This is a genomic window from Limnohabitans sp. 103DPR2 (assembly GCF_001412575.1).
Taxonomy (GTDB): domain Bacteria; phylum Pseudomonadota; class Gammaproteobacteria; order Burkholderiales; family Burkholderiaceae_C; genus Limnohabitans_A.
Genome location: NZ_CP011834.1, coordinates 538,304 through 561,787 on the forward strand (window position 1 = coordinate 538,304; position 23,484 = coordinate 561,787).

Below are 23,484 nucleotides of genomic sequence, written 5' to 3' on the forward strand. Positions count from 1 at the left end.
TGCTCATTTGGCGCGGCTTTGCGCCAAAGCGCCATAAGGACAAAAGCCCGGTTTAGGGCCCACCTGTGGGTGCGTACGGCACGTGGTGGGTCGCTTGGCGTAGACGGTGCAATGCCGCTCTTTGGCATCTAAAAACTGGCAATCGCCACTGCTGCGACGCGCCAAGGTGAAGATGCTGTTCTTGAAATTGAAGTGATCAATGAAGCCTGCCTTCATGAGGCGCTTGGCAATTTGCTTGGGCTCTTCGTGCTCGGCTTCAAACGGGTCCACCAATTCCAAACGAATGAGGTCGGCCATTTTGACTTCAACGGGCATGGTGCAACAGTTGGCGGCGCACGAGTCGCACATACCGGGTTTGTAACGGGTCCAACTGTCGAGACGGTCGACGTCGACGATGCTTGTAGGTGATCTCATTTGAAAAACTGTTTGTCTTGATGATGGAGTATGACGGCATTGGCGCAAGCATGTGCATTGTCATTCAATGACCTAGTTCTTTAGTTCAATTCGGCTGCTAAAAGCTGGCTAGATAAGTAAAAACCTTAATCCCATCAAAAATAGAAAGGCGTAGAAATATGTTTCGCGTCTTCAACATTGCGCTCATTGATTATTTTCACCAAGCAAAGGAACTTGTCATGACCGTCATCTCACGCAGAATCATCGTCCCAGCCCAAGGCAAAGCCGAAGCGGCCTTGGCGCAAGCCAAAAGCCTAGCGGAACAAGCCACTCATGCAGGAACCAAAACCAGATTGTTCAAAGTCATCATGGGCGAGGACGCTGGCAACCTTGAAATGTTTGTTCGATTTGAAAACTTCCAAGAGGGCATTAATGGCTTTCAAACTTTGGCAGCTTCGGCAGGCGTCAATTCTGCGCGCGCGCAATTAGAGGGCGGTAATGTTCAGTCAATATCGGGCCCGTATGTTTACAGAACAGTGTTTGGTGAGCCTACAGCGCAGCCCGTTTTGGTTCAACGTCAATATCAAATTTCACGGGCCAATTTGCAAGCCGCCATTGCCATGCTGCCTGATGCCAAGGCCGCATTCAGTGCAGGTACGGGTATGACTGCTGTTGTTCCTGTTTTTGCGCCGGAAATGGACAGGCTGGCCATCAATTACTACATGGACTCTTTGCAGGTGCTCGGCAAAGAGTTGGATGAGAATGCCATGTCGACAGCGTTCCAAAATGTGGTGGCCAAAGCCGCGCAATTGGGAACCTTGATATCGGGTCGCGTTTTGGTTGTGGTTTAGGTTCAATCAGTCGAGCATTTGAATGATCCTCATGCCTAGCGCTAACGCCTTTGGTGGGCGCTAGGAACAATCTGTTTGGCATTTGAGCTTGCCCATTATTTGATTTAAGTATACAGCCAAGGAATTTAAATATACAGTAGATTATTTTAAGTATCAGGTGAACGCTATGGCAAAGCCCTCGAGATTCAATCACCTCACCCAAAATGTCACCCGTGATGTGCTCGCTCACCCCAAGGATCTAACGAAGTTTTACTCAGAAACCGAGAACATTACACGTGCGGCCGCGGCGCGATACGTACTTCAGTTGGAGCGAGAAGGTTGGATCGCTAGAAGTGGATCCGCTACGCGACCTATTTTTAGTCCTGGCTACAAACGACGCGTTTCACAACTTTATGCGCTGAAAGATCTTGAAGAGGATGTGATTTGGACACGCGATTTCAGACCCTACTTCAATCTGAAAGCTAACGTCACCAACATCGCTGCACATGGTTTTACGGAAATGGTCAACAATGCAATCGACCATTCTTCTGGATCGTCGGTATTTGTTGCAGCTTCTCAAACAGAACAATCAATCACGATGGTGGTAGCTGACGATGGCATTGGGATTTTTGAAAAAATTTCAACTGCATTGAATTTGGCAGATAAGCGACAAGCACTTTTCGAACTTTCAAAAGGAAAGTTCACGACTGATCCAAGTAAGCACAGCGGCGAGGGCGTCTTTTTTACGTCGCGAATGTTTGACAATTTTGAAATTGAGGCAAATGGTCTGCAGTTTAGTCATGATGAAAAACATGACTTTCTGATGGAAGAGCTTAGACCCTTTGTAAATGGGACTGTGGTGTTCATGCGTATCGGCTTGGACAGCAAGCGCACTACAAGCGATGTCTTTAATCAGTTTATGAATGCACCCGAGGACTTTGACTTTTCCAAAACTATCGTCCCCATGAAGTTGGCGCGTTTAGGAGATGAGCAACTTATTTCTCGTTCACAAGCAAAAAGATTGATTGCTAGATTTGATCGATTTAAGAAAGTTATTCTTGACTTTAAAAGTGTGAATGAAATTGGACAAGCTTTTGCAGATGAATTGTTTCGCGTCTACGCAAATGAACATCCACAAGTAGAACTGACGCCAGTCAACATGAGTGATCAAGTTGAAAAAATGTGGCTGCGTGCAGTTGCACCACGCGCTTGAACAAACCGTCAGAAAACAGAAAACCCCAGCAACATTTCTATTGCTGGGGTTTGGATTGGTGGCCTGGGACGGAATCGAACCATCGACACGCGGATTTTCAATCCGCTGCTCTACCAACTGAGCTACCGGGCCTCACAGAAGCGGGATTATAGCATCAGAAAATGAGGCTTTTTAGGGGAAATTAGGGGGCACCCCCACAGGCGGGTGGTGATAAGGTCAGACGGTGAATATCATTTCAACCCATCCAGCCCATGCGGATCTGATCGATTCGTCCTACGCCGCCCGCCGCCTCTTCATCACTTTGCTGCTCATGACCCTGGGGGGTAGCAGCATGTACGTGGTGTCGGTGGTACTGCCTGAAGTCCAAAAAGAGTTTGGCATTTCGCGCGCCGATGCGTCTTTGCCCTACACCTTGATGATGTTGGGCTTTGGTGCAGGCGGTTTGGCCATGGGCAAGTTGGCCGACAAGTGGGGTGTGCATGTGGCGCTTTGGATTGGCGCTGTGGGGGTGGGCAGTGGTTTTGTGTTGGCCGGTTTGTCGCCCAACATTTGGCTGTTTGCTTTAGCGCATGGTGTGCTGATGGGGGTGTTCGGCAGCTCGTCGACTTTTGCCCCATTGTTGGCCGATACCTCCATGTGGTGGGACAAGCGGCGCGGCATTGCAGTGGCGGTGTGTGCCAGTGGCAACTATGTAGCCGGGAGCATTTGGCCAGCCTTGGCGCAACAAGGTGTGGAAGCTTTGGGCTGGCGCGAAACCTATGTGTGGATTGGGGTGGTGTGCGGCTTGGGCATGTTGGCCTTGTCTTTTTTCATGCGGCAACGCCCGCCTCTCATGGCCACCTCCGCACCTGGCAGTGTGCAGCAGTTGGCTTCAGAAAAACCGTTTGGCTTGTCGATCAACACAGCGCATGCCTTGTTGTGTGTTGCAGGTGTGGCTTGTTGTGTGGCCATGGCCATGCCGCAGGTTCACATCGTGGCGTATTGCACCGACCTCGGCTTTGGTGCGGCGCGTGGCTCCGAAATGTTGTCGCTGATGTTGGCCTGTGGCATTGTGAGCCGCTTGGTCTCAGGTGTCATTTGCGATCGCATTGGCGGGCTGCGCACTTTGGTGTTGGGCTCGGTGCTGCAAGGCGTGGCGCTGCTGATGTTCTTGCCATTTGATGGCATGGTGTCGCTGTATGTGATTTCTGCCTTGTTTGGTTTGTTTCAAGGCGGCATCGTGCCTTCTTACGCCATCATCGTGCGCGAGTATTTTCCTGCGCAAAAGGTGGGCGTGTTGGTGGGGGCCGTCATCATGGCCACCATGATTGGCATGGCGCTAGGCGGGTGGATGTCGGGCAAGGTGTTTGACTTAACCGGCTCGTATCACGCGGCATTTATCAACGGCGTACTTTGGAATGCTTTGAACTTGAGCATTGCCGTGTTTTTGTTGTGGCGAACGCAGATCAAAAAAAAGGCGTAACTCCTTAGAGTTACGCCTTAATGGCACTCTCAAACGAAATCAGTTGGTGTAGATGGGGCGGCCGTTGGCGGGTTGCACAGGGCGCGCATTCATCTTGAAGGGGAAGTCGCTCACTTGCTCTTTGGCAATGTTGACTTGCGTCTTCAAAATAAAGAACTTCACTTTTTCGGTACATGGCGGTGTTGTCAAAGAACCGTCGTAGTGGAAGAAGTCCATTTCTTTGGGCAACAAATTGGCGGGGTTGAACATCACGCCATCTGGCACCACTTCGGGACCTTCTTTTTTGGGGGCATGCGTCCACAAAGTTTTGATGCCTGGGTTTTCATTGCCTTCGCGCAACATCACAGCCAGCACCGCCAATTCGCCTTCTGTGTTTTTATGCACAAAGTGAACCACCATGGCAGAAGGTTTGCCATCAATGTGTTCTTCGCTGGGGCGATGGAAGTGGAACTGCAACAAGTCATAGGGCTTGCCATCGATGCGAATTTTGGAGCCGGCAGGCACATTCACTTGAATGGTGTGGCCGTTGTTCACGATCTTCAATTGACCTTGCTTGTAATCAGGTGCAACGCTGAAGCGAACTTTTTCAAACGGACCCTTGATGTTCAAAGGAGCTTGTGACTTGCCTTTGCCGCAAGTTGGGAATTCTTTGCCCCAGTTTTCTGGGCCCATCGCACCTTCGTAATCCCAGTGGACGGCGTGTGTATCAGCTGGGCCGTGGGCGTCTTTTTTGTCGCCTTTTTTATCGTCTTTGCCATGCGCGTCTTTGGCCGCTGGGGCTGCGTGAGCATCTTTGGCGGCAGATGCGCCATGTGCATCAGCTTTGCCAGCAGGTGCTTCAGGCGCACACTCCGACATCACTTTGACTTTTTCGCCAGCAGCTGCCAATGCGTTTTGCGCAGCGCAAATCACTTTTTGCTGTGCTTTCCAGTCGGTCATTTCCAAGGCTTTTTGGAAGGCCTCGACGGTGGCGGGATCTTTGGTGCCATTGGTGAGCAAACGCACACCGGCCAATCCCAACTGACGTTCGGGGGACAAGCCTTTTTTCTCTTTGGCGTATGCGGCCTCAAGGTCTTTGAGCACGGTGCCTGTAGAGAAGGCGGCTTTGACGGCTTCCAACTCTTGCGCTTTGGTCATCAAAGGCGGCAGCATTTCTTTGCTGGCAGCCAGTTCTTCCTCAGAGGCTTCGGCTTTTTTGTCGGCCTCTTCCACTTTTTGGGTCAGCTCCTCAACTTGGGCAGAGACCGCCGCGACGGACTTCTTCTGCGTCCAGCCAAAGTAGCCCGCACCCGCAGTCGAGATGGCTAGCAAAATGATGGCAATGATTTTGAACATGGTCTTTTCCAGAATTTAATTTCCGTGCTTAGGCAGATTCGGCACTAGGCTTGAAAACTTGAATTTATCGGTCGGCTTTGAAGCTGATGCCTCGGCCGTCGGTGGTCACGCCTACGATGTACAGGCGCTGGGTTTTGCCAGCCACAGGGCTGTTGGTCACAAAGGCTGCACCGTTCAAGGTTTGGCTTTTGAGTGAGCATTGCGTGGCATTGGGGATGGTCAAGGTGAAGGTGAACAAGTTGGTGCCGTCAAAGTTGGGGGTCAATAAACTTTGAGTCAACAAGCAATCTTGCTGAAATGCCAACGAGGTGGTGACCTCGCCTTGGCCCGAAATGTTCAAGTTGAAGTTGTCTACAAAGCCAAGGCCATAAGACCAACGACCTTGCCACGCACCTTGAATGCTGCTCAAGTTGGCGGGTAAGTTGTATTGGTAAGTGCTGGGTTGGCTGGCAGCCACCGTCACATCCTTGCCTTGTTCGATGCCCGTGGCAGGAAAACTCAGTGCAGCGCGGATGGTGCCATTGCCCAAATTGCTGATGGTGCCCGTACCGGTTCTTACGGCGCCCGAAATATTGGGGTAGTAAAACACGCGGGTGAGCAGGGCACTGGTGGTGCCTGTAATCAAACCCGAACCGCTGTAAAGATCTGGATCGGTGGCGTTGTAATGCAGGCTGTAAAAATTGGTAACGGCGCCAGAGCCGCCTGTGGTGCGCAACAAAATGCCCACCCAATCTTTGCCATTCAGGCTGGCCACATAGGCGCCAGGCACTGTGAGAGGTGTGGTGATGGGCGGTGCGGGCGGGTCTGCCGCGGCCACATTAGTGCTGCCACCGCCGCCACATGCAGACAGCAAGATGGCAGACATGAACACAGTGGACTTGATCAGAAGACGATGGAACATGGTGATACTCTTTTCAAGAACGAAGCACTACTTTATAGTAGGGCGTATGACTTTCATTCAAATCACCCCGACTGCACAAGCCTGCCACAGCAGATTTGCGAACTTTTTGAAACAAGCCGTGGCCACTGCAGCCACCGCGCTGGTCATGTTGGCACCGCATGCTGCGCATGCCGAATGGCAAAAGGTCACCACCACCGACTCGGGCATCATTTACGTGGACGATGCCACCATCAAACGCACAGGCCCCATCAGGTCCTTCTGGAGTTTGTTCGACTACAGGAGTCCCCAAAAAGCGCAGCGCGGTGCTTTTTATGTTTCTACGCGCACGCACATGGAAATGGACTGCCGCAAAGAGATGGTGCACATTTTGCAATTCTCTATGCACAGTGGTCCTATGCTCACCGGCGAAATCATCGATTCGCAAGGTGTGATGCGCGAATGGCAAACCATTCCACCCGACACACCCTTGGTCAATTTGTTCCGCTTCGTTTGCGGTAAATAAATGCTGCATGGCTTTCATGGTCGCACCCATGCGGCTTGAAGCCAATGTCTGTAGCGCGGCGAAAAGTTCCACGCAAAATCTTGCACCGACACACCCGTCGGAAAAACGCTGTGCGTTAAATGGTCCAGCCAAGGGCTTTGCGCGTTCAACTGAGTAAGCCAATGTTGGTCATGCCAATCGGGGTGACGTACAGGCAGCGCTGAACCCTCGGCGATGGTTTCAAGCGTAGGACCCGACATGCGGTCGTGCACGCTGCCCCACTCACGACCTTTCAAAGTCACTTTGAGTTGCTGCAGTTTTTTCTCAACCACTTGCCAATCGTTGGCGGGGTGTTGAAAGCGCAATTGCCCCAGCACGTTGTCAAAAAATACACAGGCCTTCGGATGCTTTGACAACAAGGCGGGCAAATTCTGCATGGCATCTTGGGTGTGGCAATGCAATTCGGTGCCTTGTTCTTTCAGTGCCGCACCATGGCGCCACTTGAACAGCGTGCCCGCAAAGGGGTCAATGTCAAATGTATCAACGCGTGCAAACTGACCTAACCAGCGGCTCGACATCATCCAGCCGGCGCTGGCGCCAATCAAGAGCAAACTGGGTTGGCCGGCAACAGCTTCTGGTTTGAAAGCTTGGGCTTGCTGCATCAACCAGTTTTCAATGGCGTGTGACGTGGGGGCCCAGCGCGCTTGCGAGCGCCACGCCAACCAATGCCAAGTGAAGCCGCCAGTGAGGTTCATGCTTGTGGTTTGAGGTTAAATTGCATCACACCCAAAGCGTCCATGCGGCGTTGGTCTTTTTTGTTTTCTTCGCGCTGCACAGCTTGGGCGTTTTGATCGGCCAAGGTTTGCATTTTGATGCGTTCGCGTTCGGCCAGCATCAAGCGCTCCTTGATACCAATGATGGCGTTTTCAGTGTACATGATGTCGGTTTTAATGCGTTGCATCAGCGTCAGCAATTGCGACATGAATTGGCGCTGGTTCATGGTTTCGCGCATTCCCAAACTTTGGGCATCGCCACGTATAAGACCTTCACGGTATTCGTCGTACATTTTTTGGACACGTTGCTCACTGGTCCGTAAACTTTCCAAGCGCGAACGCGCTTGAACCAACTCATTTTGAATCAGTGCAATTTTGTCTTCGGCCTTTTTGGTCAAGACGGTCCAGCAGGGGCGGGCAACCACGGTGTCGTTCATGCGGGTACCGCCATCATGTTGCGAATGTCTTCACGAGTGCTGGCTTCGTCTTTGCCTTCGTGCATGTCTTGACGCAAGTACTGCTCCATCGATTCGCGCAATCGAATGGCTTCGTCCAAGGTGGGGTTGCTGCCCATCTCGTAGGCGCCCACTTGAATCAAATCCATGTTTTGTTGGTACAAAGACCAGAGGCGTCTGAACTTGTTGGCCATTTTCAAATCCTCGGGTGACAGCAAGCTTTGCATCACTCGAGAAATAGAGCCGTTCAAATCGATGGCGGGGTAATGCGCAGCATCGGCCAATTTGCGGGACAACATCACTTGGCCGTCCAAAGAGGCGCGGGCAATGTCGACGATGGGGTCGTTGGCGTCATCGCCTTCGGCCAGTACGGTGTAAATGGCCGTAATCGAACCATGACCATGACGGCCTACGCCGGCACGCTCAATCAAATTGGGCAACAAAGCAAATACAGAAGGAGGGTAGCCTTTGGCAGTAGGCGGCTCGCCAATGGCCAAGCCAATTTCGCGCTGGGCATGGGCCACGCGCGTTAAGCTGTCGACCAACATCAAGACGTTCAAGCCTTGGTCACGAAAGTATTCGGCAATCACATGCGTCATGTGAGCAGCTTTCAAGCGCAGCACAGGCGACACGTTGGCAGGGGCCGCAACGACCACCGATTTGGCCAGGCCTTCTTCGCCCAAAGATTCTTGAATGAAGGCTTGCACCTCGCGGCCACGTTCGCCCACCAAACCAATCACCACCACATCGGCTTTGGTAAAGCGGGTCATCATGCCCAAGAGCACGCTCTTGCCAACACCAGAGCCGGCCACCAAGCCAACGCGTTGTCCGCGGCCCAAGGTCAATAAACCATTGATGGCTTTGACGCCCACGTCCAGTACGCTGTCGATGGGGCCGCGCTCCATCGGGTTGATGGGCAAGCCCAGCAAACTCAAACGTGCTTTGCAAGCAGGCTTGGGTTTGCCGTCTAAAGGTTCACCGCGACCATCGATCACACGGCCCAGCAGTTCAGGACCCAAGCATGCAGTGCCCAAGTCGTTCGCAATGCGCACAGAGGCACCAGGGCCAATGCCCACAGGTTCTGTGAGCGGCATCAGGTACAAAGTCTTGTCGTTGAAGCCCACCACTTCGGCTTCAATTTTGTGGCCGTCTTGGCCAATCACTTCGCAGCTAGAACCCACAGGGGCCATGATGCCGCGCGCTTCCATGCGCAGGCCCACCAAGCGGACCAAGGTGCCGCAGCGCTCAGGGCTAGAGGCGCGCGCTAAAGACATCGAGCGTGCCACTTCGGCTGCAAAGTTACTCATGAGAGGCATCCTCTGCAGGGTCGTCTTGTGCAGGTTGATCGTCGCTTAACTCTAGATCTGGCAAGTCCAAAGCCGATAAATTCAAAGGCTCTGGGCTGGCTTCACGCGGGAGCGCGTCTTCAACTGTTTCAGCTTTGCCGCGACGTGCAGACAAACGTTCAGGCTGGAAAGCAGTTTGGGCTTGCCAGGGTTTGGTGTCTTCCAATAAAGCACGCGCCAATGTTTCGAGGCGATGTTCAATGAGGTCGCTCACCACCGCATCGTCAGCACGCACACGCACACTGCCAGGCAGCAAATGGGTGTCGGCCACCATTCGCCATGTGGGCATTTTTTCACCAGGCACAGCTTTGTGGTTTTGTAGCAAAGCCATGTCATTGGGATTCAGCTCAACCACCACGCTGGAGGCAGTTTGCACATCCAGGGTTTCAATGCAGCGGTCAATCATGTTTTGAATGCCGGCTGAAGAAATGCTGAGTTCGGTCAGGGTCAGTTGCTCTGCCAAATGCAAAGCCAAGCGCTTGAGCGGTTCGTTCCAGGCAGCAGGGTTTTCTTGCAGAGCGATGACGCCTTGCTCAATGTTGACCAAGATTTGATTGGCTTTTTCAGCCAATGACGACAAGCTTTCGGCTTGTTCTTTTTCTGCATTGGCCAGATCTGTTTCGCGTTGCATTTGTTGGCCATCAACCAAGCCGCGCTCGTAGGCTTCATGCTTGATCTTCTCAATGGCTTCTGCATCCAAACCCGACAAAGCCGGTGTTTCAGATGATGCAGCTTGTGCCACTGTCGAATTGTCGTCAGCTTTAGCCGTGACATCAGTCACGCCAGCCTCTTCGGCTAATGCTTCCTCGGCCAGTTTGTTGGCCGCGTGTTGTTCTTCAACCGTCCACAAGGCAAAGGTGTTGGCTTTTTTGCGCAAGTAATTCTCTTGCACAAAGCCAGCGTTTTGCAACTCAATGGGTTTGAGTGGCTGCAAGGGTTGCCACTGTGGTGCGCCTCTGGCAGCACCACTGTTGGCCAACTTGCCGGGTGGAAGTGGGTTATACAAAGTCGCCTCCGCCTAAGACCAACTCACCAGAGTCAGACAACTTACGGGCAGAACGCATGATTTGTTTCTGCGCTTCTTCCACATCGGACAAGCGCATGAGGCCTTTGGCATCCATCTCGTCTTTGAACATGCCGCGGGCACGTTCGGACATGTTGTCGAAGAAGCGTGCTTTGACTTCCTCGCTGGCGCCTTTCATGGCAATCATCAACTGGTTGTTGTCCACCGCACGCATCAGCACCTGAATGCCTTTGTTGTCCACAGCGCTCAGGTTCTCGAAAGTGAACATGTTGTCTTGAATGCGCATCATCAAGTCGGCGTCGATCTTCTCCAGACCCTTCATGATGGAGGCTTCCAAAGCAGTCTTCGTCGAGTTCATGATCTGCGCAGCCGCTTTGATACCACCGAAGCTGGAAGACTTCGAGCTGGTGTTGTTGGAGAACTGCAGCTTCATGATGGCCTCAAGTTCTTGCATGGCAGAAGGCTGAACGGTTTCCAAGCTGGCCACACGCTGAATGATTTCAGGGCGGGTTTCGTCGGGCAAGAAGTTCAAGACATCGGCGGCCACTTGGTGGTCTAGCACGGACAAGATAATGGCCGTCACTTGTGGATGCTCGGTTTTGATCATGTCGGCAATGGCGCGTGCGTCCATCCACTGCAAGATTTCCAAGCCCTTGGTGCTTTGGCCCGGCATGATGCGGCCCAAAACGGATGCGGCTTTGTCGTCGCCCAAGGCGCGCTTGAAAACTTTTTCCACATAGTCGGTGGTGCCCAAGCCCAAGCTCGATTGTTTCTTGATGGTGGCCACAAAGTCGTCCAAGATTTCGTTCACGGCTTCTTGCGACACATCGGACACGGCCACCATGGCACCGCCCAATGCTTGCACTTCGGTTGGATTCAAAAACTTGATGATTTCGGAGGCTTGTTGTTCACCGAGCAACAACATCAAGACGGCAGCGCGTTGTGCACCACTGATGTTGGACATCTCGATGCGCAGTTTTTCTGCGGCTTCGGCTTCTGCAGCCGAGAGTTGAATTTCTTTTTCTGCCATGGTAATTCCTTAGGCTACTTTGATCATCTTCTTGAGCACGCTGGCCACACGCGATGTGTCTTCCGCCACAATCATGCGAACCAAAGCCACCTTGTCGTCGTACGTGTTGGCCGTGTCCAACATCTCCATGGAGATGCTTGATTTCTTCGGCTTGAGCTTGGCCTTGATGTCTTCCAAGGTTTCGCCTTCGCCCAACTGGATGGCGTTCATGTCTTCGGGTGACAACTCGCCATCGCCCAGCGCAACCTTCGCGGCAGCGGCAGCAGCTTCGGCAGCAGCAGCTTCGGCTTCCAACTCGGCTGGCGTTTTGAGCAAGCCCAACATGCGCAGCATAGCAGGACGGATCACCATCATGAGGAAGGCCAAGAACACCACACCCAGCAAACCACTCTTGATGTAGGTTTGCATGGACTCGTCTTTGTACCAAGGAATGCTCAAGTCGTAAACGGCTTCGGGTTCAAATTTGGCTTGCACCACAGTGACCACATCGCCACGTTTCTCGTCAAATCCCACCACGCCGCGCACCAGGTCTTGCATGCGGGTAATTTCTTCCTCAGTGTAGGGGTTGGGCTTGGAGTCGGTGACTTCACCTTTTTCGTTTTTCGTCACAGTGGGTGCGCGCTCGTTGATCAGCACGGCCACACTCAAGCGCTCCACAATGCCTGTGGCATTTTTAACGTGACGAACAGAACGGTCGAGTTCGTAGTTACGTGTGCTACGCGCTGTGGTACTGTTCGAGCCGCCACCTGCGCCAGCTGTTGTGGCAGCCGAAGAGTTGGTTGTGGCTGAAGGTGCGGGTGGCGGTGTGTTGGACAAAGTGCCAGGTACACCAGAGGCTTCCATGGCGGAGTTCTTGTCTTCGCTGAGTGCTTCAGATCGCGTCTTGGGACCCTTTTCACGGGTGTCAAAGTCTTCTGTTGTGACTTCGGTTTGTGTGAAGTCCATGGCCATGTTCACTTGTGAGCGAACATTGTTGTCGCCCACAATGGGCGCCAAGATTTGCATCACGCGCTGGCGATACACATCTTCCAATTTTTGTTTGTGCGTGCTTTGTGCCGAGGTCAAACCCAGCGCAGCAGCTGTACTGGAATCAGTGATCAGCTTACCTTGGTTGTCAACAACAGCCACGTTTTCAGGTGTCATCAAGGGCACACTAGACGCCACCAAATGCACCAAGGCCTGAACCTGGTTGGGTGACACTGAACGACCTGCATAAGGCGTGATCACCACAGAAGCTTTGGGGGGCGTACGGTCACGCACAAACACCGATTGCTTGGGCATGGCCAAGTGCACACGGGCTTGTTGAATGGTGTCAATTTGCATGATGGTGCGTGCCAACTCTTGCTCCATGGCCGAGGTGTAGCGCACTTGTTCCATGAACTGGCTGGTGGTCATGGCCGATTGGTCTTTCAAAGACTCCATGCCCAAGTTGCCAGTTTTTGGAATGCCTTTAGAAGCCAAGAAAATTCGGGCTTCGTGGTACTTGTTGGAAGGCACAGTAATTTGACCGGAAGCTGGGTCCATCACAGGCTTGAACTCACTGGCCTTCAAAGCTTCCATGGCCGTTTGCTGATCGGCCTCGCTCATGTTGACCATGAGAGGGCGATAGCTGGGCATGTTGATCCACACGTACAGAATGGCAAACAACAAAACAGCCAAGCCCATCAAGATGAGGGGCATGGCTTTTTTGACGCCAGGTTGCTGCATCATTTGCTGCACAGACGCCAAAGGGCCAGAGGCAGCGCCGCCGCCATTGCTATAACCTGGATTGTTTTGAACATCTATGCCAGGCGTGAACGTTGCCAATGCACCGCCCGCGTTGGCGTTGCCACCACCGGTGGTGGTGAGTGCGGTGTTGCTCGAACCAGCGGAGGCTAGTCCGGGCTGAAAGGGAGCTACTGTAGTGGCCATGGTGAGAATCTCTCTGTCGTATCTTTAAATTGACAAAACTAAATCTGTGTTCAGTTCAATGCGGCTTAAACCGGCATGTTCAAAATGTCTTCGTATGCCTTCAGCACTTTGTTGCGCACCTGTAATGTGGCTTCAAAACTCAAGGACGATTTCTGCATGCTCAACACCACATCGGTGAGTGGCACGCCTTCACCGCGCTCGTAAGAGGCCGCGATTTTGGAAGCGTTCATTTGGTTCTCGTTCACTTTGTCAACGGTTTGACGCATCAAGTCGCCAAATCCAGCCGGGCCCTGTGGACCTTGTGAACCGCTCAATCCATTGAGGCCGCCCACTTTGTTGCCATCCTCGTCCATGCCGCCAGCGGCTTGGGACTGGTAAGAGCGAAGGGTTTGCAACATCGATTGAATATTGCTTTGTGAATTGATTTTGTCGATCATGTGTGTTCCCCTTAAGCGGCCCAAGTCATTGAGCCGTTTTCAGCCTTCAGCTTGGCCAACTTGTAGCGCAAGGTGCGTGGGCTGATGCCCAACTTGGCAGCCGCTTCCATGCGGCTCTCGGTGGTTTGAATGGCCGCCAAAATCATTTGGTGCTCGCTGCTCTTTACTGCCTCTTGCAAATTTGAGGCAATGACTGCGTTGTCTTCGGCTGCGCTGGTGTCGGGATAGCGCAATGCTTCGGTGGGCATGTTGAAGCTCGCCACATGCGTGGCAGGTGCTGTCAATGTTGGGGCTGTAGAAGCAACTGGTGTATTCACCAGCTCTTGTGCCATATGCAATTGCATGTCGGCCGCATCGTCAAACATCAAGTGATGCGCTTCAATGTGCTGGTCAGAACACAACACCACAGCGCGCTGCACCACGTTTTCCAATTCGCGCACATTGCCTGGCCATGGGTAAGCCAAGAGTTGTGCTTGAGCTTCATCACTCAAAGTGAACTCTTGTGCATTGGGCGAGTGGCGTAACAACAAGCTGGCCACCAATGGCAAGATGTCGCCACGGCGTTCACGCAGGGGCGGCACGCGCAGTTTGAACGTGCTGATGCGGAAATACAAATCTTCGCGGAACTGGCGCTCGGCAATGGCCACGCGCAGGTCTTTGTTGGTTGCGGCAATCACACGCACATCCAAAGCCACTTGGCGTTCAGAACCCAAACGTGTCAACAAACGCTCTTGCAATACGCGCAGCAGCTTGGCTTGCAAGTGCAAAGGCATCTCGCCAATTTCGTCCAAGAACAAAGTGCCGCCTTGGGCTTGTTCAAACAAACCCTTGAATTCTTTTTGTGCGCCAGTGAACGCGCCTTTTTCATGGCCGAACAACATGTCGTCAATCAGTTGCTCTGGCAAGGCTGCGCAGTTCAAACCAACGAAGGGGCCACGTGCACGTTTTGATGACTCGTGCAACACACGTGCCAAAATTTCTTTACCGGCACCCGTAGGGCCTTCGATGAGGGCGGTTACATTGGCTTGTGCCACGCGTTGGGCAAGTGCCAACAAATGACGGCTAACGGGGTCGACGTACACCACACTCTTTTGGGGAGTAGCCGCTGCAACCACTTCTGTAGGCGGCGCCATGCGCGCAACCATCGAAGCGGCAGAAGAAGACAAACGCAAAGCTTGAATGGCTTGATGTGCAGTTTGCCAAGAGCCTGCAGACCAGTCGTCGGTTGCCAACACATGGGCAGCACCTTGGCGCATGGCTTGAACGGCCAGTTCTAGGTTGCGTCGATCAACACGGCAGACCATGGGCACAGAAATGCCAGCACGCAACATCAGCGTCTGGCAGCTTTTGAGCAAGTCCATGGTGTTGTCGTGCCGAATGACCAAGGCCAATGTTTGGCCATGGCTCAAAGCCGATTGAAGTTCGTCAAGCGTGTTAATGCAGCGGATTGCCAAACCCGCGTCGGTTAACTGGGCGTGCTCAGGCGCGTCGAGAGGCTGGACGGGGTCCAGCCACAGAACTTGTTGCGCGGTATGTAAAGAGCTCATTGCTTTCTGGTGCCTCATGTGCATAGGAATGCATGAGTAGTAGCAATGGCCGTGCCATGTTAAATTGAATACTTATGACGTATAAAAACAAGGCTTTTCGTCAATTTACCGACAGTAAATCAGGGTTATGGACAAAGCCAATCCACACACCAAAGCACGCAAGACTGGGTCTGCGAGCAAGTTGGCGTGAAACCGCCGGCGCATGAAACTCAGGGTTTCAGACGCCAGCGTCTCCGCTAGTAGGAAGAAAGGTCTTAGCCTTGCAACAACTTGAGTACGGTCTGCTGCGATGTATTGGCTTGTGCCAACACCGCAGTAGCAGCTTGCTGCATGATTTGCGTACGGGCCAACTCGGTAGAGGCCTGTGCGTAATCTGCGTCTTCAATTTGGCTGCGTGATGCTTCGGAGTTCATGACCACATTGGTCAAGTTATCCATCACGTGTTCCAAACGATTCATCACCGCACCCATGGTGGCGCGCACTTCGGCAATGCGGTCCAGGGATTTGTTCACATTCATGATCACGTCGTTAGACGATTGAACAGTGCGAATGTTGGTGGGTGCTTTGTCGCTGGTAATAGGACCAGTGATGTCGCCATTAGGGCCAAAGTCTGCCATGTCGATGTTGATCAACTGGTTTTCTGCAGGACCCACTTGGAAGCTTAAGCGACCAATGTTTTTAGGATTAATTGTTTTTGCTTCGAATCCCAATGCAGAAAAGTTTGAGTATGTTGGATCAACAGCAGGTGTTGATCCTTGAGCGTAAGCATTGGCACCAGGCTTAATGGTGAATGGATTATTTGAAGTCAATGTGACCGTGCCGTAAGCAGTCGATGCAGCCACAGTTGCACCATTGCTAACAATGACTGCAGGTGCATATGAAGCAGATACAGTAAGGTCTGCGACGTTTGCCGTTGTAGCAGATGTTGCAGTGACTGAAGAGCCAAACGCTGCGCCTGTTGAGAAGCCTGCAGCCAGAGTACCAGTAAAAGTACCCAAAGCAGATGTGGGAACCCCACCGGCAGCCAAAGAAGAATAAAGCGTGGCAATTTGTGCGCCAGTAGTTACACCTGTTGAGGTGAATTCAATTCCGCCAAACGAAACTTTTTCGCCAGCTGCTAAATCATTGAAGGTGACGGTGGCAGTTTCAGCTGTAGTTCCACCTTGAGAAATCGTCAGGACAGGTCCGGAACTGGCAATATTACCGACATTACCTTTGCCAGTTGCTGTTGCAGTTAAAGCTGCCGTTGTTGTCGTGCCTGTTGTAAAACCTTCATAGAAAGTACCAGAATAGGTGCCGAGCGCTGCACTGACGGGGTGTGATGCTGTTGCTGCTACGCCAGTCATACCCGATGTTAATGAAGAGAAAGCGGCGGCCACTTGTGCCGCGGTTGTGGCGCCTGTTGACGTGAATGTAAGTCCATTCAACGTCACTTTTTGACCTGCTGTTAAATCCTTGAATGTGATTGCTGAGGTTTCAAAGCTACCGGCTGTCACAGCTGCGGAGCCGCTAATGCCCGTCACACCAACAGGGTTAGACGGTGTCGCTGTATTCATGCCCAAACCAAAGTCAGAACCTTGTACAGAAGTTGAGTCATACCAAACGGACAAGTTACGTCCGTCGATTGTTTTCAAGGTCAATCCACCGCCACCGCCGTCACCAGCAGAAACACCGTGAACTTCAGTACCAGCATTAATACTTTCCATCACATATTGACGACGTTCGCTTTCAGTTTGACCCGCTGACAAACTCAAGGAAACCTTAACGCCATTGACATACAAGTCAGTTTGAATGGACGTCGTACCTACGGTAGTTTTATTGGCAGAAACGACTGCGCCGTTTACAGTTGCATTGACACCTGTTACGCCAATTTGCGAATTGATGGCTGCTGCAATCGCTATAGCACTACCTGCTTTGTTACTTGAAAAAGCCAAGGCGCTGCTCTTGGGGTCGCTAGATGATAAAGAAGCAGGTATAGCAAATGAACCATTCGCTGTTTGAATTTCAAGATCTCCTGCATTCAGCGCTTTGCCAATGTTGGTAGATGTCACACCATCGCGTCTCAACGTTTCAATTTTGGGTGCGCCAACAGGTGTACCTGCCTTACCATTCAAAATAGGAAATCCATTCCATTCATGCGTATTGGAAATCCGCACAATCTCTTGCTTGAGTTGCTGGAACTCTTGGTCAAGGTAACCGCGCTGCTCATCTGAGTAGGTCGAGTTAGAAGCTTGCACCGCCAATTCAGACATGCGTTGCAGCATGACTGTAATTTCTTGTGTGGCGCCCTCAGCCGTTTGAATCATGGAGATCGCATCACCTGCATTGCGAACCGCTTGTTTCAAACCTTGGATGTTTTGAGTCATCCGGGCTGCAATGGCCAAGCCGGCGGCATCATCCTTGGATGAATTGATGCGTTTGCCGGTGGACAGCTGTTGCATGGCAACTTGGCTGTCGCGATTGGACACTTTCAGCGCCGCTTGTGTGTACAAGGCTTTGACGTTGGTGTTAATGACGGTCATGAGTATCTCCTAATGGGGCGAGTGGCAAGGTATTGCGATGAATTGCTGTGTGGCAACACGTTGCCGCTTTGATTGCCGTTAGTTCAATTACTAATAAATTAGTTGGTTAAGGTGGATGCAGGCATGGCATCCTGAACTGCGGCCATTGCATTGCGTTCTTGAATCAAGGTGGCATCGTTGGGCCACTTTTGGAGAGCCGTCTCCAGCACTTGGTGTGCTTCGGCCACATCCAGATTGCATGCCAATGCACGTGCCAACATTTGGTACGTCATAGGCTGAACACGGTTGTTTTGAATAGAGACCAAGTCTTGCAAAATTTCTACAGCAAGAGGCCAGTCTTCACGGGTAATGGCCAAGAGGCCAGAAATTGCCAGAATGTCTTCACTTAAGGGATACAAAGCCAAACCAGCTTCTGCCAAGGCTTGTGCCAAGTCGGGTTGGTCTTGCGCAACAAGGTATTGAATGCCCAGGCGGAAATCCACTGGTGTAAAGCGTGAAACTTCTTTGAGGTTCAAAGATTGTTCTGCGACCAAGTGTTGCATGGCCTGTTGTAATTCAATGTGCATGTCTAGCTCCTGTAGTGAATGAACACCAGCAAATTGAATGAAATCAACGCTGCTGATGCGAATGCAGGGTATGGAGCAAGAGGTGTGCCAGCTTTTCTTTGCCACTTTGCGTCAAAAGCCTGACGGGAAGTGGCAGTGCGTTGCCGTTTCGGCTGAAAAAGTGGCAAAAAAAAGCCACTGGCTGTGATGCCAGTGGCTTTTAGAGGGGCTTGGTTAGTTAAACCAAGCGATCCTTTAGGGGTTAGCTTACTTGAGCAAAGCCAAGACAGACTGAGCTGACTGGTTAGCTTGAGCCAACATCGCTGTAGCAGCTTGGGTAATGATCTGTGACTTGGCCAAGTTGGTTGTTTCCTTAGCGTAGTCAGTGTCCAAGATGCGGCTACGTGAAGCTTGCAAGTTCATTGACGTTGTTTCGAGGTTTGCAATAGAGGCAGTCAAACGATTTTGATATGCACCCATAGAGGCACGAGCGTCAGTGATTGTATTGATGGCAGTGTCTAGAGCTGAAAGTGCAATTTGTGAGCTTGCTGCTGTGTTCAAGTTAAGAGATGCAACGCCACCTACTGAAACTGTAGCAGCAGTGGTGCCAGTTGCCAAACCTGCCGCCGTCAATACATCGGCCGCTTTCCCTCCAACAGTAATACCCGCAGTATCTGAAGTAGACAAGGTAACTTTAGATCGCGTAACAGAAACAGTAGTCGCAGTAGCTACGCCAAGGCCTGTTACGTTGGCAGCCACTGCAGCAGACCCAATAATGGAAATATTTCTTCCGTCATTTGCAGTCAGTGCCACAGCACCAGTAGTCGTATCAAAAGTTGCTGTAACACCAGTTTGATCTGAAATTGCATTTACTGCACCTGCAACTTGGGATCCGCGTGAAGCGATCGATGTTGCTGCATCGAGTGCGCCAATTGATACGCCATTAATCTTTACAGTACCATCTACAATTGCAGTAGCATAACCAGCAGCATCGACAGTAGTGCCGGCTAATTTTGTAGCAGCTACCGTTGCAGTTACTTTAGTCTGTGAACTAACTGCGTTGATGGCATTTGCAACTGCAATCCCACTAATAGACGATTGTGTGTCAGAAACTCCGTCCGAAAGTGCAGCGCCTACGTTGATGCCATTAATTGACATTAAGCCATTTGTAAGTTGAGTGGATATAGCTGAGCCTGATACGGTTGCTGTGGAAGAAACACCAAGTGCACTTGCTTTAGCATTTCCAATTGAAATTGAAATGCGATCATTAGCATCATTACCCGCGCCAACTTGGAGAGATTGATTTTGAAAGCTGCCGTCAAGCAATTTAATACCGTTAAAGGCTGAGTTATTTGCGACACGATCAATTTCTTTAATCAGTTGTTGGGCTTCGGCATTGAGCGCACCGCGATCGGAGTTGTTGTTACCAGTATTTGCAGATTGAACTGCTAGTTCACGAATGCGTTGAAGATTGTCACCAATTGCAGTCAAGCTGCCCTCAGCCGTTTGCGTTAATGAGATGCCATCGTTCGCATTGCGAATAGCTGCGGAAATGCCGCGGATGTTGGCAGTCATACGTGTGCTGATGGCCAGGCCAGCAGCGTCGTCTTTGGCGTTGTTGATGCGGATGCCGGTAGACAAGCGCTCCATTGCGGTATCTTGGGTCAAGCCAGTTTTACGCAAGGAACTTTGAGCGGCCAATGCACTGATGTTTGTGTTAATAGATGTTGACATGGATTTTCTCCTTCAGGGGTTTAAAACGAAGTTACAAGAAATCCAATTTGAAATCTTGTTACTTGCTGATTCGGTATCTGTAGAAATTACTTGAGTGTGTTAATAGAAATAATGCAAAGTCTTTTTGTTATCACATCAAGCTCTTGCATTCAGTAACAGGCCTTTGACCTTCTCAATGTTGTGCGCAACACGCACCACCACTTCATTGGGAATTTGCCGAACCACTTCACCGGTCTCTGCGCTGCGCACAGTGACCACGGGGCCGCCGACGGCCTCGTCAATCTGGAAACCCAGACCACGCTTTGTGGATGCCATTTGTTGATTGAGCATGCTCACAGCTTCTTGCAGGTTCTGCCTTACTTCTGAAGCATCAAACTTAATGGCCACTGGTTTAGGGGCTTGAACTTTGGGTGTTTCAGGAAGTTGAATGGCCGAACTGCCAGGTGCTTGTGAACTTGCAGGCGCAGGGGCACTGGGCATGGCTACTGCAACGCCTGCACCCCCTCTAGCAATATTGCTGATTTCGGAAACCATAGTTGTCCGTCCTTTTCTTCATAAGCATGCTGAACATGCCGAATACCACCGGTCTCCTGCACCTAGAAAGTGTCAAGAGAAGTTCAGTGGTTGGTGAATCGGCAGGCCTAAGCCAAACTTGAGGACGGATTTCAAGTTTTTTTGAAAAAAAGGCTCTCCCAGAGGAGAAAGAGGGCTAATTATTGATTGGTGTAAGTGGCCATCATGCCGTCAAAGGTGCTCTTCAGGCTGGTTTGGAGGCTCTTCGATTGGCCCACCAACGAGTCCATATTGGCAAATTGTTTGTTGTATCGGGCCAAAAGGGCCGTCATGCGGGTGTCCAAGTCGGCCAGTTGCTTTTTGTAGTCCGAGATTTTGGTGGTCAGGTTGGTACTTTGGGTGGTCAACGCCGCCGTTGGGTCCAGCATTGCAGTCAGTTTTTTGACGGCTTCGCCCGCGGTACCAGAGGGTAGTACGGAATATTTGCTTTGGTTTTCTCGGTTGCCAGTGACCAATGTGACCACATTGTCGTAATTTGTTTGCAATGCGCTGTCGAGTTTGGTCTTGTCGATCGACAAAACGCCCTTTTGGTCAATGCTAAAGCCGATGTCTCTTAAAGCCGTTAAACCACCAGCGGGCGTGGTGGAATTGCTGGTGATCATTTGCCGAATTTGGCTGCGTACTGTGCTCACAATGGAGTTGCCCACCAAAGTGGCGCCGTAGGTGTCTACCGTGGACTTTGGATCGGACACCACGCCCAGCATGGTGTTGGCATCGTTGTAGGCGGTGACCAATGCATCCAATTTACTGCTCACAGAGGATGTGTCTCTGGAGAACACCAAATTGGCCGGCACACCAGCGGTGGTGGTTGCCGTTAAATTCAAGGTGGTGCCAGCAATGGCGTCTGTGATCGTATTTTTGCTAGACGTCATGGCCATGCCGTCTACATTGAAGCTTGCATCCTGGGCTGTCTGCAGTGTTTTGCCAAAGCTGATGCCAGACACTTCGCCTCCGCCAACGCCAGCTTTGAGGCTGGTCAAAGAGAATGCATTGCTGGCGCCTGTTGAGCCAGTCACCATGATGCGGTAGGGCGTGGCAATGTTGCCTGTGTTGATCAGCTGAGCGGTAACGCCTAAATTGGCCGAATTGATGGCGGCCACAATGCCTGCTGGCGTGGTTGCATCGGCCGCAATGGCAATGTTGTTGGCAAATTGCGAGCCGGTGGGTGTTGCAATATCGGCTGCGTTGTTGGCTGTGGAAGTGAGGGTCAGCACCCCGTTGTTGTTCACACCAGAAGAGTAGCCCGTAGCAAATTTTCCTGAAAATGTGCCGTAGGTGGCCAAGGCATCGCTGTTGATGGATGCTGCTGTTACACCGCCTGCAGCCACTGCGGCGACAGTGGTAGTGTCCAGTTGGTCGTACAACTCACCCACTTCAGATGCGCTCAAAGACTTGTTGGCAGTCAGGGTCAAACCATTCACCGTTACCGTATCGCCTTTGTTCATGGCTTTGAAGGTGATGGTGGACGTTGACAGCGCATTGTTGCCCAAGCTGAAAACTTTGGTAGGCGTTGGATCAATGCTGTTTTTTAGAACCAGGCTGAAAGCTGCGCCTCCATTCACCTGGGACAGAGGTGTAGCAAAACCCGGCACGTTGTCTGCCGAGATGCTTCTTTGTTGTTGCGCCAGCTGCGTGACGGCAATGGTGTGACTGCCTGTTGTGGCCGTGGCTGTGGTAGTCACGTTGACGGCCGAAGGTTGGCTATTTTGCGGCACCAAGGTGTTGAAGGAACTTTGGTTCTTCAGGTTGCTGAATGCAGTTTGCAAATCGCCCAGCACAAATTTGATGGCGGCATAACCAGAAATACTGCCTTCTGCTTTGGTGACTTTGGTATTGATTTCTGCCTGGCGAGGTGCTTTTTCTGCCTCTACCAAACTGTTGGCCAAAGAGTTGACATCAACCCCCGAGCCCGAGCCCAAAGAGCTGACCAGTTTTGCGGCGGCCGATTTGGCCGCAGCATTGCCAGTGGGGGTGCCACTGCTTGTTGCCGATGTTGCAGCCGTCGTGCTAGAGGTCGTAGCCGTTACCATGGTTTATGCCGCTACTTTTATTTGATGTAGTTGAACAAGTTCAACTGACTCACCTTGGCAAAGCTGGCTTGCGCCGCTTCCAAGCTCATCATCTGTTGGTTCATTTTGGTAATAGCGCTGGCGTAGTCCAAGTCTTCAATGGACGATAAAGTGGTTTTCAAGTTTAAGGTGGTGTCTTCAATCACCGAGCTTTGTTGGTCCACTACATTCAAGTTGGTGCCAATGTTGGCACGTGCCAAACTAACACCTTGCATCAAATCGTCCAGCTCACCCACACCTCTCCGAATATCGGGGCCTTTACTCGTGTTCAATCCGGTAATCAGGTTGTCCATCACTTGAAAGAAGCCAATCCCGCTGGTTTTGCCATCGGCATCGGTACGCGCTACCGGCACAAATGCATCGGTGCCAGTTCGGTTCACGGGAATGCTGCGCTGATCGCCCACACGGACGTTCATACGAGTTTGGTCGCCTCGGTATTCAGGGCTGCCGTTGGGAGTTTCAACAAAAGCGGGTTGCTTCACACGACTGCCAGCAAACAAATAATTGCCATTGCTGTCTTTGGTGTTGGCCAAGCTCAGTATTTGGTCGCGCAGGGCCTGCATTTCTGTGGCCAAAGCTTTGCGATCACCTGCGTTCAAGGTGTCGTTGGCGCCTTGAACTGCTATTTCTTTGGCACGTACAAGCAAATCACTCACGCTTTGCAGGGTGCTGTCTTCGCCTTGCAAGCGTGCTTTGATGGTGTTCAAGGAGCTTTGGTAGCTGTCTTGTTTGTTCAAAATAGATTTCAAACGCTGAATGGTGGCGGCCTGGTTGGGCGCGTCGCTGGCGTTGATGATTTGTTTGCCCTGCGCCAATTGCGCTTGCGATTGGGTCAGCTGTGATTGCACGTTGCTCATTTGCGATGAGCCGCGGTCAAACAAAAGGTGGGTTGAAATTTTCATG

General features: G+C 51.6%; 22 protein-coding genes and 1 tRNA gene. 5 read left to right on the forward strand and 18 right to left on the reverse strand.

What is annotated here, in order from left to right:
* Window positions 1-3: 3 nt before the first annotated feature.
* Window positions 4-414: a YkgJ family cysteine cluster protein gene (locus L103DPR2_RS02580; protein WP_055359615.1), complete on the reverse strand. Its 411-nt coding sequence runs from the start codon at window positions 412-414 to the stop codon at window positions 4-6.
* 218 nt (window positions 415-632) lie between these two features.
* Between L103DPR2_RS02580 and L103DPR2_RS02585 the strand changes: the two genes are divergently transcribed.
* Window positions 633-1,244, forward strand: coding sequence for a hypothetical protein (locus L103DPR2_RS02585; protein WP_156339842.1), 612 nt, complete (start codon window positions 633-635; stop codon window positions 1,242-1,244).
* Between the two features lie 166 nt (window positions 1,245-1,410).
* Window positions 1,411-2,436 (forward strand): STAS-like domain-containing protein, encoded by a 1,026-nt coding sequence (locus L103DPR2_RS02590; protein ID WP_055359617.1) that lies wholly within the window; start codon window positions 1,411-1,413, stop codon window positions 2,434-2,436.
* 56 nt (window positions 2,437-2,492) lie between these two features.
* Here the strand turns inward: L103DPR2_RS02590 and L103DPR2_RS02595 are convergent.
* Window positions 2,493-2,568: transfer RNA gene (locus L103DPR2_RS02595), tRNA-Phe, on the reverse strand.
* Window positions 2,569-2,668: 100 nt separating this feature from the next.
* Between L103DPR2_RS02595 and L103DPR2_RS02600 the strand changes: the two genes are divergently transcribed.
* Window positions 2,669-3,898, forward strand: coding sequence for an MFS transporter (locus L103DPR2_RS02600; protein ID WP_055361799.1), 1,230 nt, complete (start codon window positions 2,669-2,671; stop codon window positions 3,896-3,898).
* Between the two features lie 39 nt (window positions 3,899-3,937).
* On the opposite strand, the gene L103DPR2_RS02605 is transcribed toward L103DPR2_RS02600, so the two are convergent.
* Together L103DPR2_RS02605 and L103DPR2_RS02610 are read right to left on the reverse strand one after the other, a co-directional pair.
* On the reverse strand, window positions 3,938-5,233 hold the full coding sequence (locus L103DPR2_RS02605; RefSeq protein ID WP_055359618.1) for a carbonic anhydrase: 1,296 nt from the start codon (window positions 5,231-5,233) through the stop codon (window positions 3,938-3,940).
* Window positions 5,234-5,297: 64 nt separating this feature from the next.
* Window positions 5,298-6,134, reverse strand: a complete 837-nt coding sequence (locus tag L103DPR2_RS02610; RefSeq protein ID WP_055359619.1) for a hypothetical protein — start codon at window positions 6,132-6,134, stop codon at window positions 5,298-5,300.
* A 46-nt stretch (window positions 6,135-6,180) separates the two neighbouring features.
* Between L103DPR2_RS02610 and L103DPR2_RS02615 the strand changes: the two genes are divergently transcribed.
* Entirely contained in the window at window positions 6,181-6,636 is a 456-nt protein-coding gene (locus L103DPR2_RS02615) for a surface-adhesin E family protein (RefSeq protein ID WP_055359620.1), read from the forward strand.
* Window positions 6,637-6,650: 14 nt separating this feature from the next.
* Here the strand turns inward: L103DPR2_RS02615 and L103DPR2_RS02620 are convergent, their stop codons facing one another.
* The 10 genes from L103DPR2_RS02620 to L103DPR2_RS02665 form a co-directional block, all read right to left on the reverse strand.
* Window positions 6,651-7,370 carry a hypothetical protein gene (locus tag L103DPR2_RS02620; protein WP_082466684.1) on the reverse strand — a complete coding sequence of 240 codons (720 nt, stop codon included), beginning with the start codon at window positions 7,368-7,370 and terminating at the stop codon, window positions 6,651-6,653.
* Complete coding sequence (locus L103DPR2_RS02625) at window positions 7,367-7,825, reverse strand: flagellar export protein FliJ (RefSeq protein WP_055359621.1); 459 nt, start codon at window positions 7,823-7,825, stop codon at window positions 7,367-7,369. Before L103DPR2_RS02625 ends, L103DPR2_RS02620 begins: the two co-directional genes overlap by 4 nt.
* A complete protein-coding gene (locus tag L103DPR2_RS02630) occupies window positions 7,822-9,159 on the reverse strand; it encodes a FliI/YscN family ATPase (protein ID WP_055359622.1) in 1,338 nt (445 codons plus the stop codon). The genes L103DPR2_RS02625 and L103DPR2_RS02630 overlap by 4 nt, the downstream gene beginning before the upstream one ends.
* A complete protein-coding gene (locus tag L103DPR2_RS02635) occupies window positions 9,143-10,195 on the reverse strand; it encodes a FliH/SctL family protein (RefSeq protein WP_156339843.1) in 1,053 nt (350 codons plus the stop codon). Before L103DPR2_RS02635 ends, L103DPR2_RS02630 begins: the two co-directional genes overlap by 17 nt.
* Window positions 10,188-11,243: a flagellar motor switch protein FliG gene (gene fliG, locus L103DPR2_RS02640; RefSeq protein WP_055359624.1), complete on the reverse strand. Its 1,056-nt coding sequence runs from the start codon at window positions 11,241-11,243 to the stop codon at window positions 10,188-10,190. Before fliG ends, L103DPR2_RS02635 begins: the two co-directional genes overlap by 8 nt.
* Before the next feature lie 9 nt (window positions 11,244-11,252).
* Entirely contained in the window at window positions 11,253-13,154 is a 1,902-nt protein-coding gene (fliF, locus tag L103DPR2_RS02645) for a flagellar basal-body MS-ring/collar protein FliF (protein WP_055359625.1), read from the reverse strand.
* Between the two features lie 65 nt (window positions 13,155-13,219).
* Window positions 13,220-13,591, reverse strand: a complete 372-nt coding sequence (fliE, locus tag L103DPR2_RS02650; RefSeq protein WP_055359626.1) for a flagellar hook-basal body complex protein FliE — start codon at window positions 13,589-13,591, stop codon at window positions 13,220-13,222.
* Between the two features lie 11 nt (window positions 13,592-13,602).
* Entirely contained in the window at window positions 13,603-15,138 is a 1,536-nt protein-coding gene (locus L103DPR2_RS02655) for a sigma-54 interaction domain-containing protein (RefSeq protein ID WP_055359627.1), read from the reverse strand.
* Window positions 15,139-15,392: 254 nt separating this feature from the next.
* A complete protein-coding gene (locus L103DPR2_RS02660) occupies window positions 15,393-17,660 on the reverse strand; it encodes a flagellin N-terminal helical domain-containing protein (protein ID WP_055359628.1) in 2,268 nt (755 codons plus the stop codon).
* Window positions 17,661-17,758: 98 nt separating this feature from the next.
* A complete protein-coding gene (locus tag L103DPR2_RS02665) occupies window positions 17,759-18,226 on the reverse strand; it encodes a tetratricopeptide repeat protein (protein WP_055359629.1) in 468 nt (155 codons plus the stop codon).
* A 37-nt stretch (window positions 18,227-18,263) separates the two neighbouring features.
* Between L103DPR2_RS02665 and L103DPR2_RS14280 the strand changes: the two genes are divergently transcribed.
* A complete protein-coding gene (locus tag L103DPR2_RS14280) occupies window positions 18,264-18,413 on the forward strand; it encodes a hypothetical protein (protein ID WP_156339844.1) in 150 nt (49 codons plus the stop codon).
* A gap of 59 nt (window positions 18,414-18,472) precedes the next feature.
* On the opposite strand, the gene L103DPR2_RS02670 is transcribed toward L103DPR2_RS14280, so the two are convergent.
* From L103DPR2_RS02670 to flgL, 4 genes are all read right to left on the reverse strand, one after another.
* A complete protein-coding gene (locus L103DPR2_RS02670; RefSeq protein WP_055359630.1) occupies window positions 18,473-19,939 on the reverse strand; it encodes a flagellin N-terminal helical domain-containing protein in 1,467 nt (488 codons plus the stop codon).
* A 135-nt stretch (window positions 19,940-20,074) separates the two neighbouring features.
* A complete protein-coding gene (locus tag L103DPR2_RS02675; protein ID WP_082466686.1) occupies window positions 20,075-20,473 on the reverse strand; it encodes a flagellar protein FlaG in 399 nt (132 codons plus the stop codon).
* Between the two features lie 179 nt (window positions 20,474-20,652).
* A complete protein-coding gene (fliD, locus tag L103DPR2_RS02680) occupies window positions 20,653-22,542 on the reverse strand; it encodes a flagellar filament capping protein FliD (protein ID WP_082466687.1) in 1,890 nt (629 codons plus the stop codon).
* A 17-nt stretch (window positions 22,543-22,559) separates the two neighbouring features.
* Complete coding sequence (gene flgL, locus L103DPR2_RS02685; protein WP_055359633.1) at window positions 22,560-23,483, reverse strand: flagellar hook-associated protein FlgL; 924 nt, start codon at window positions 23,481-23,483, stop codon at window positions 22,560-22,562.
* Window position 23,484: the final 1 nt, after the last annotated feature.

Bases quoted from the DNA above. Each gene is read 5' to 3' on its own strand.
- L103DPR2_RS02665 (WP_055359629.1), bottom strand. From the start codon at position 18,226: ATGCACATTGAATTACAACAGGCCATGCAACACTTGGTCGCAGAACAA.
- L103DPR2_RS02630 (WP_055359622.1), bottom strand. From the start codon at position 9,159: ATGCCTCTCATGAGTAACTTTGCAGCCGAAGTGGCACGCTCGATGTCT.
- L103DPR2_RS02675 (WP_082466686.1), bottom strand. From the start codon at position 20,473: ATGGTTTCCGAAATCAGCAATATTGCTAGAGGGGGTGCAGGCGTTGCA.
- L103DPR2_RS02605 (WP_055359618.1), bottom strand. From the start codon at position 5,233: ATGTTCAAAATCATTGCCATCATTTTGCTAGCCATCTCGACTGCGGGT.
- L103DPR2_RS02660 (WP_055359628.1), bottom strand. From the start codon at position 17,660: ATGACCGTCATTAACACCAACGTCAAAGCCTTGTACACACAAGCGGCG.
- L103DPR2_RS14280 (WP_156339844.1), top strand. From the start codon at position 18,264: ATGAAATCAACGCTGCTGATGCGAATGCAGGGTATGGAGCAAGAGGTG.
- L103DPR2_RS02625 (WP_055359621.1), bottom strand. From the start codon at position 7,825: ATGAACGACACCGTGGTTGCCCGCCCCTGCTGGACCGTCTTGACCAAA.
- fliD (WP_082466687.1), bottom strand. From the start codon at position 22,542: ATGGTAACGGCTACGACCTCTAGCACGACGGCTGCAACATCGGCAACA.
- flgL (WP_055359633.1), bottom strand. From the start codon at position 23,483: ATGAAAATTTCAACCCACCTTTTGTTTGACCGCGGCTCATCGCAAATG.
- L103DPR2_RS02655 (WP_055359627.1), bottom strand. From the start codon at position 15,138: ATGAGCTCTTTACATACCGCGCAACAAGTTCTGTGGCTGGACCCCGTC.
- fliE (WP_055359626.1), bottom strand. From the start codon at position 13,591: ATGATCGACAAAATCAATTCACAAAGCAATATTCAATCGATGTTGCAA.
- L103DPR2_RS02580 (WP_055359615.1), bottom strand. From the start codon at position 414: ATGAGATCACCTACAAGCATCGTCGACGTCGACCGTCTCGACAGTTGG.
- L103DPR2_RS02670 (WP_055359630.1), bottom strand. From the start codon at position 19,939: ATGTCAACATCTATTAACACAAACATCAGTGCATTGGCCGCTCAAAGT.
- L103DPR2_RS02585 (WP_156339842.1), top strand. From the start codon at position 633: ATGACCGTCATCTCACGCAGAATCATCGTCCCAGCCCAAGGCAAAGCC.
- L103DPR2_RS02590 (WP_055359617.1), top strand. From the start codon at position 1,411: ATGGCAAAGCCCTCGAGATTCAATCACCTCACCCAAAATGTCACCCGT.
- L103DPR2_RS02620 (WP_082466684.1), bottom strand. From the start codon at position 7,370: ATGAACCTCACTGGCGGCTTCACTTGGCATTGGTTGGCGTGGCGCTCG.
- L103DPR2_RS02610 (WP_055359619.1), bottom strand. From the start codon at position 6,134: ATGTTCCATCGTCTTCTGATCAAGTCCACTGTGTTCATGTCTGCCATC.
- L103DPR2_RS02615 (WP_055359620.1), top strand. From the start codon at position 6,181: ATGACTTTCATTCAAATCACCCCGACTGCACAAGCCTGCCACAGCAGA.
- fliF (WP_055359625.1), bottom strand. From the start codon at position 13,154: ATGGCCACTACAGTAGCTCCCTTTCAGCCCGGACTAGCCTCCGCTGGT.
- fliG (WP_055359624.1), bottom strand. From the start codon at position 11,243: ATGGCAGAAAAAGAAATTCAACTCTCGGCTGCAGAAGCCGAAGCCGCA.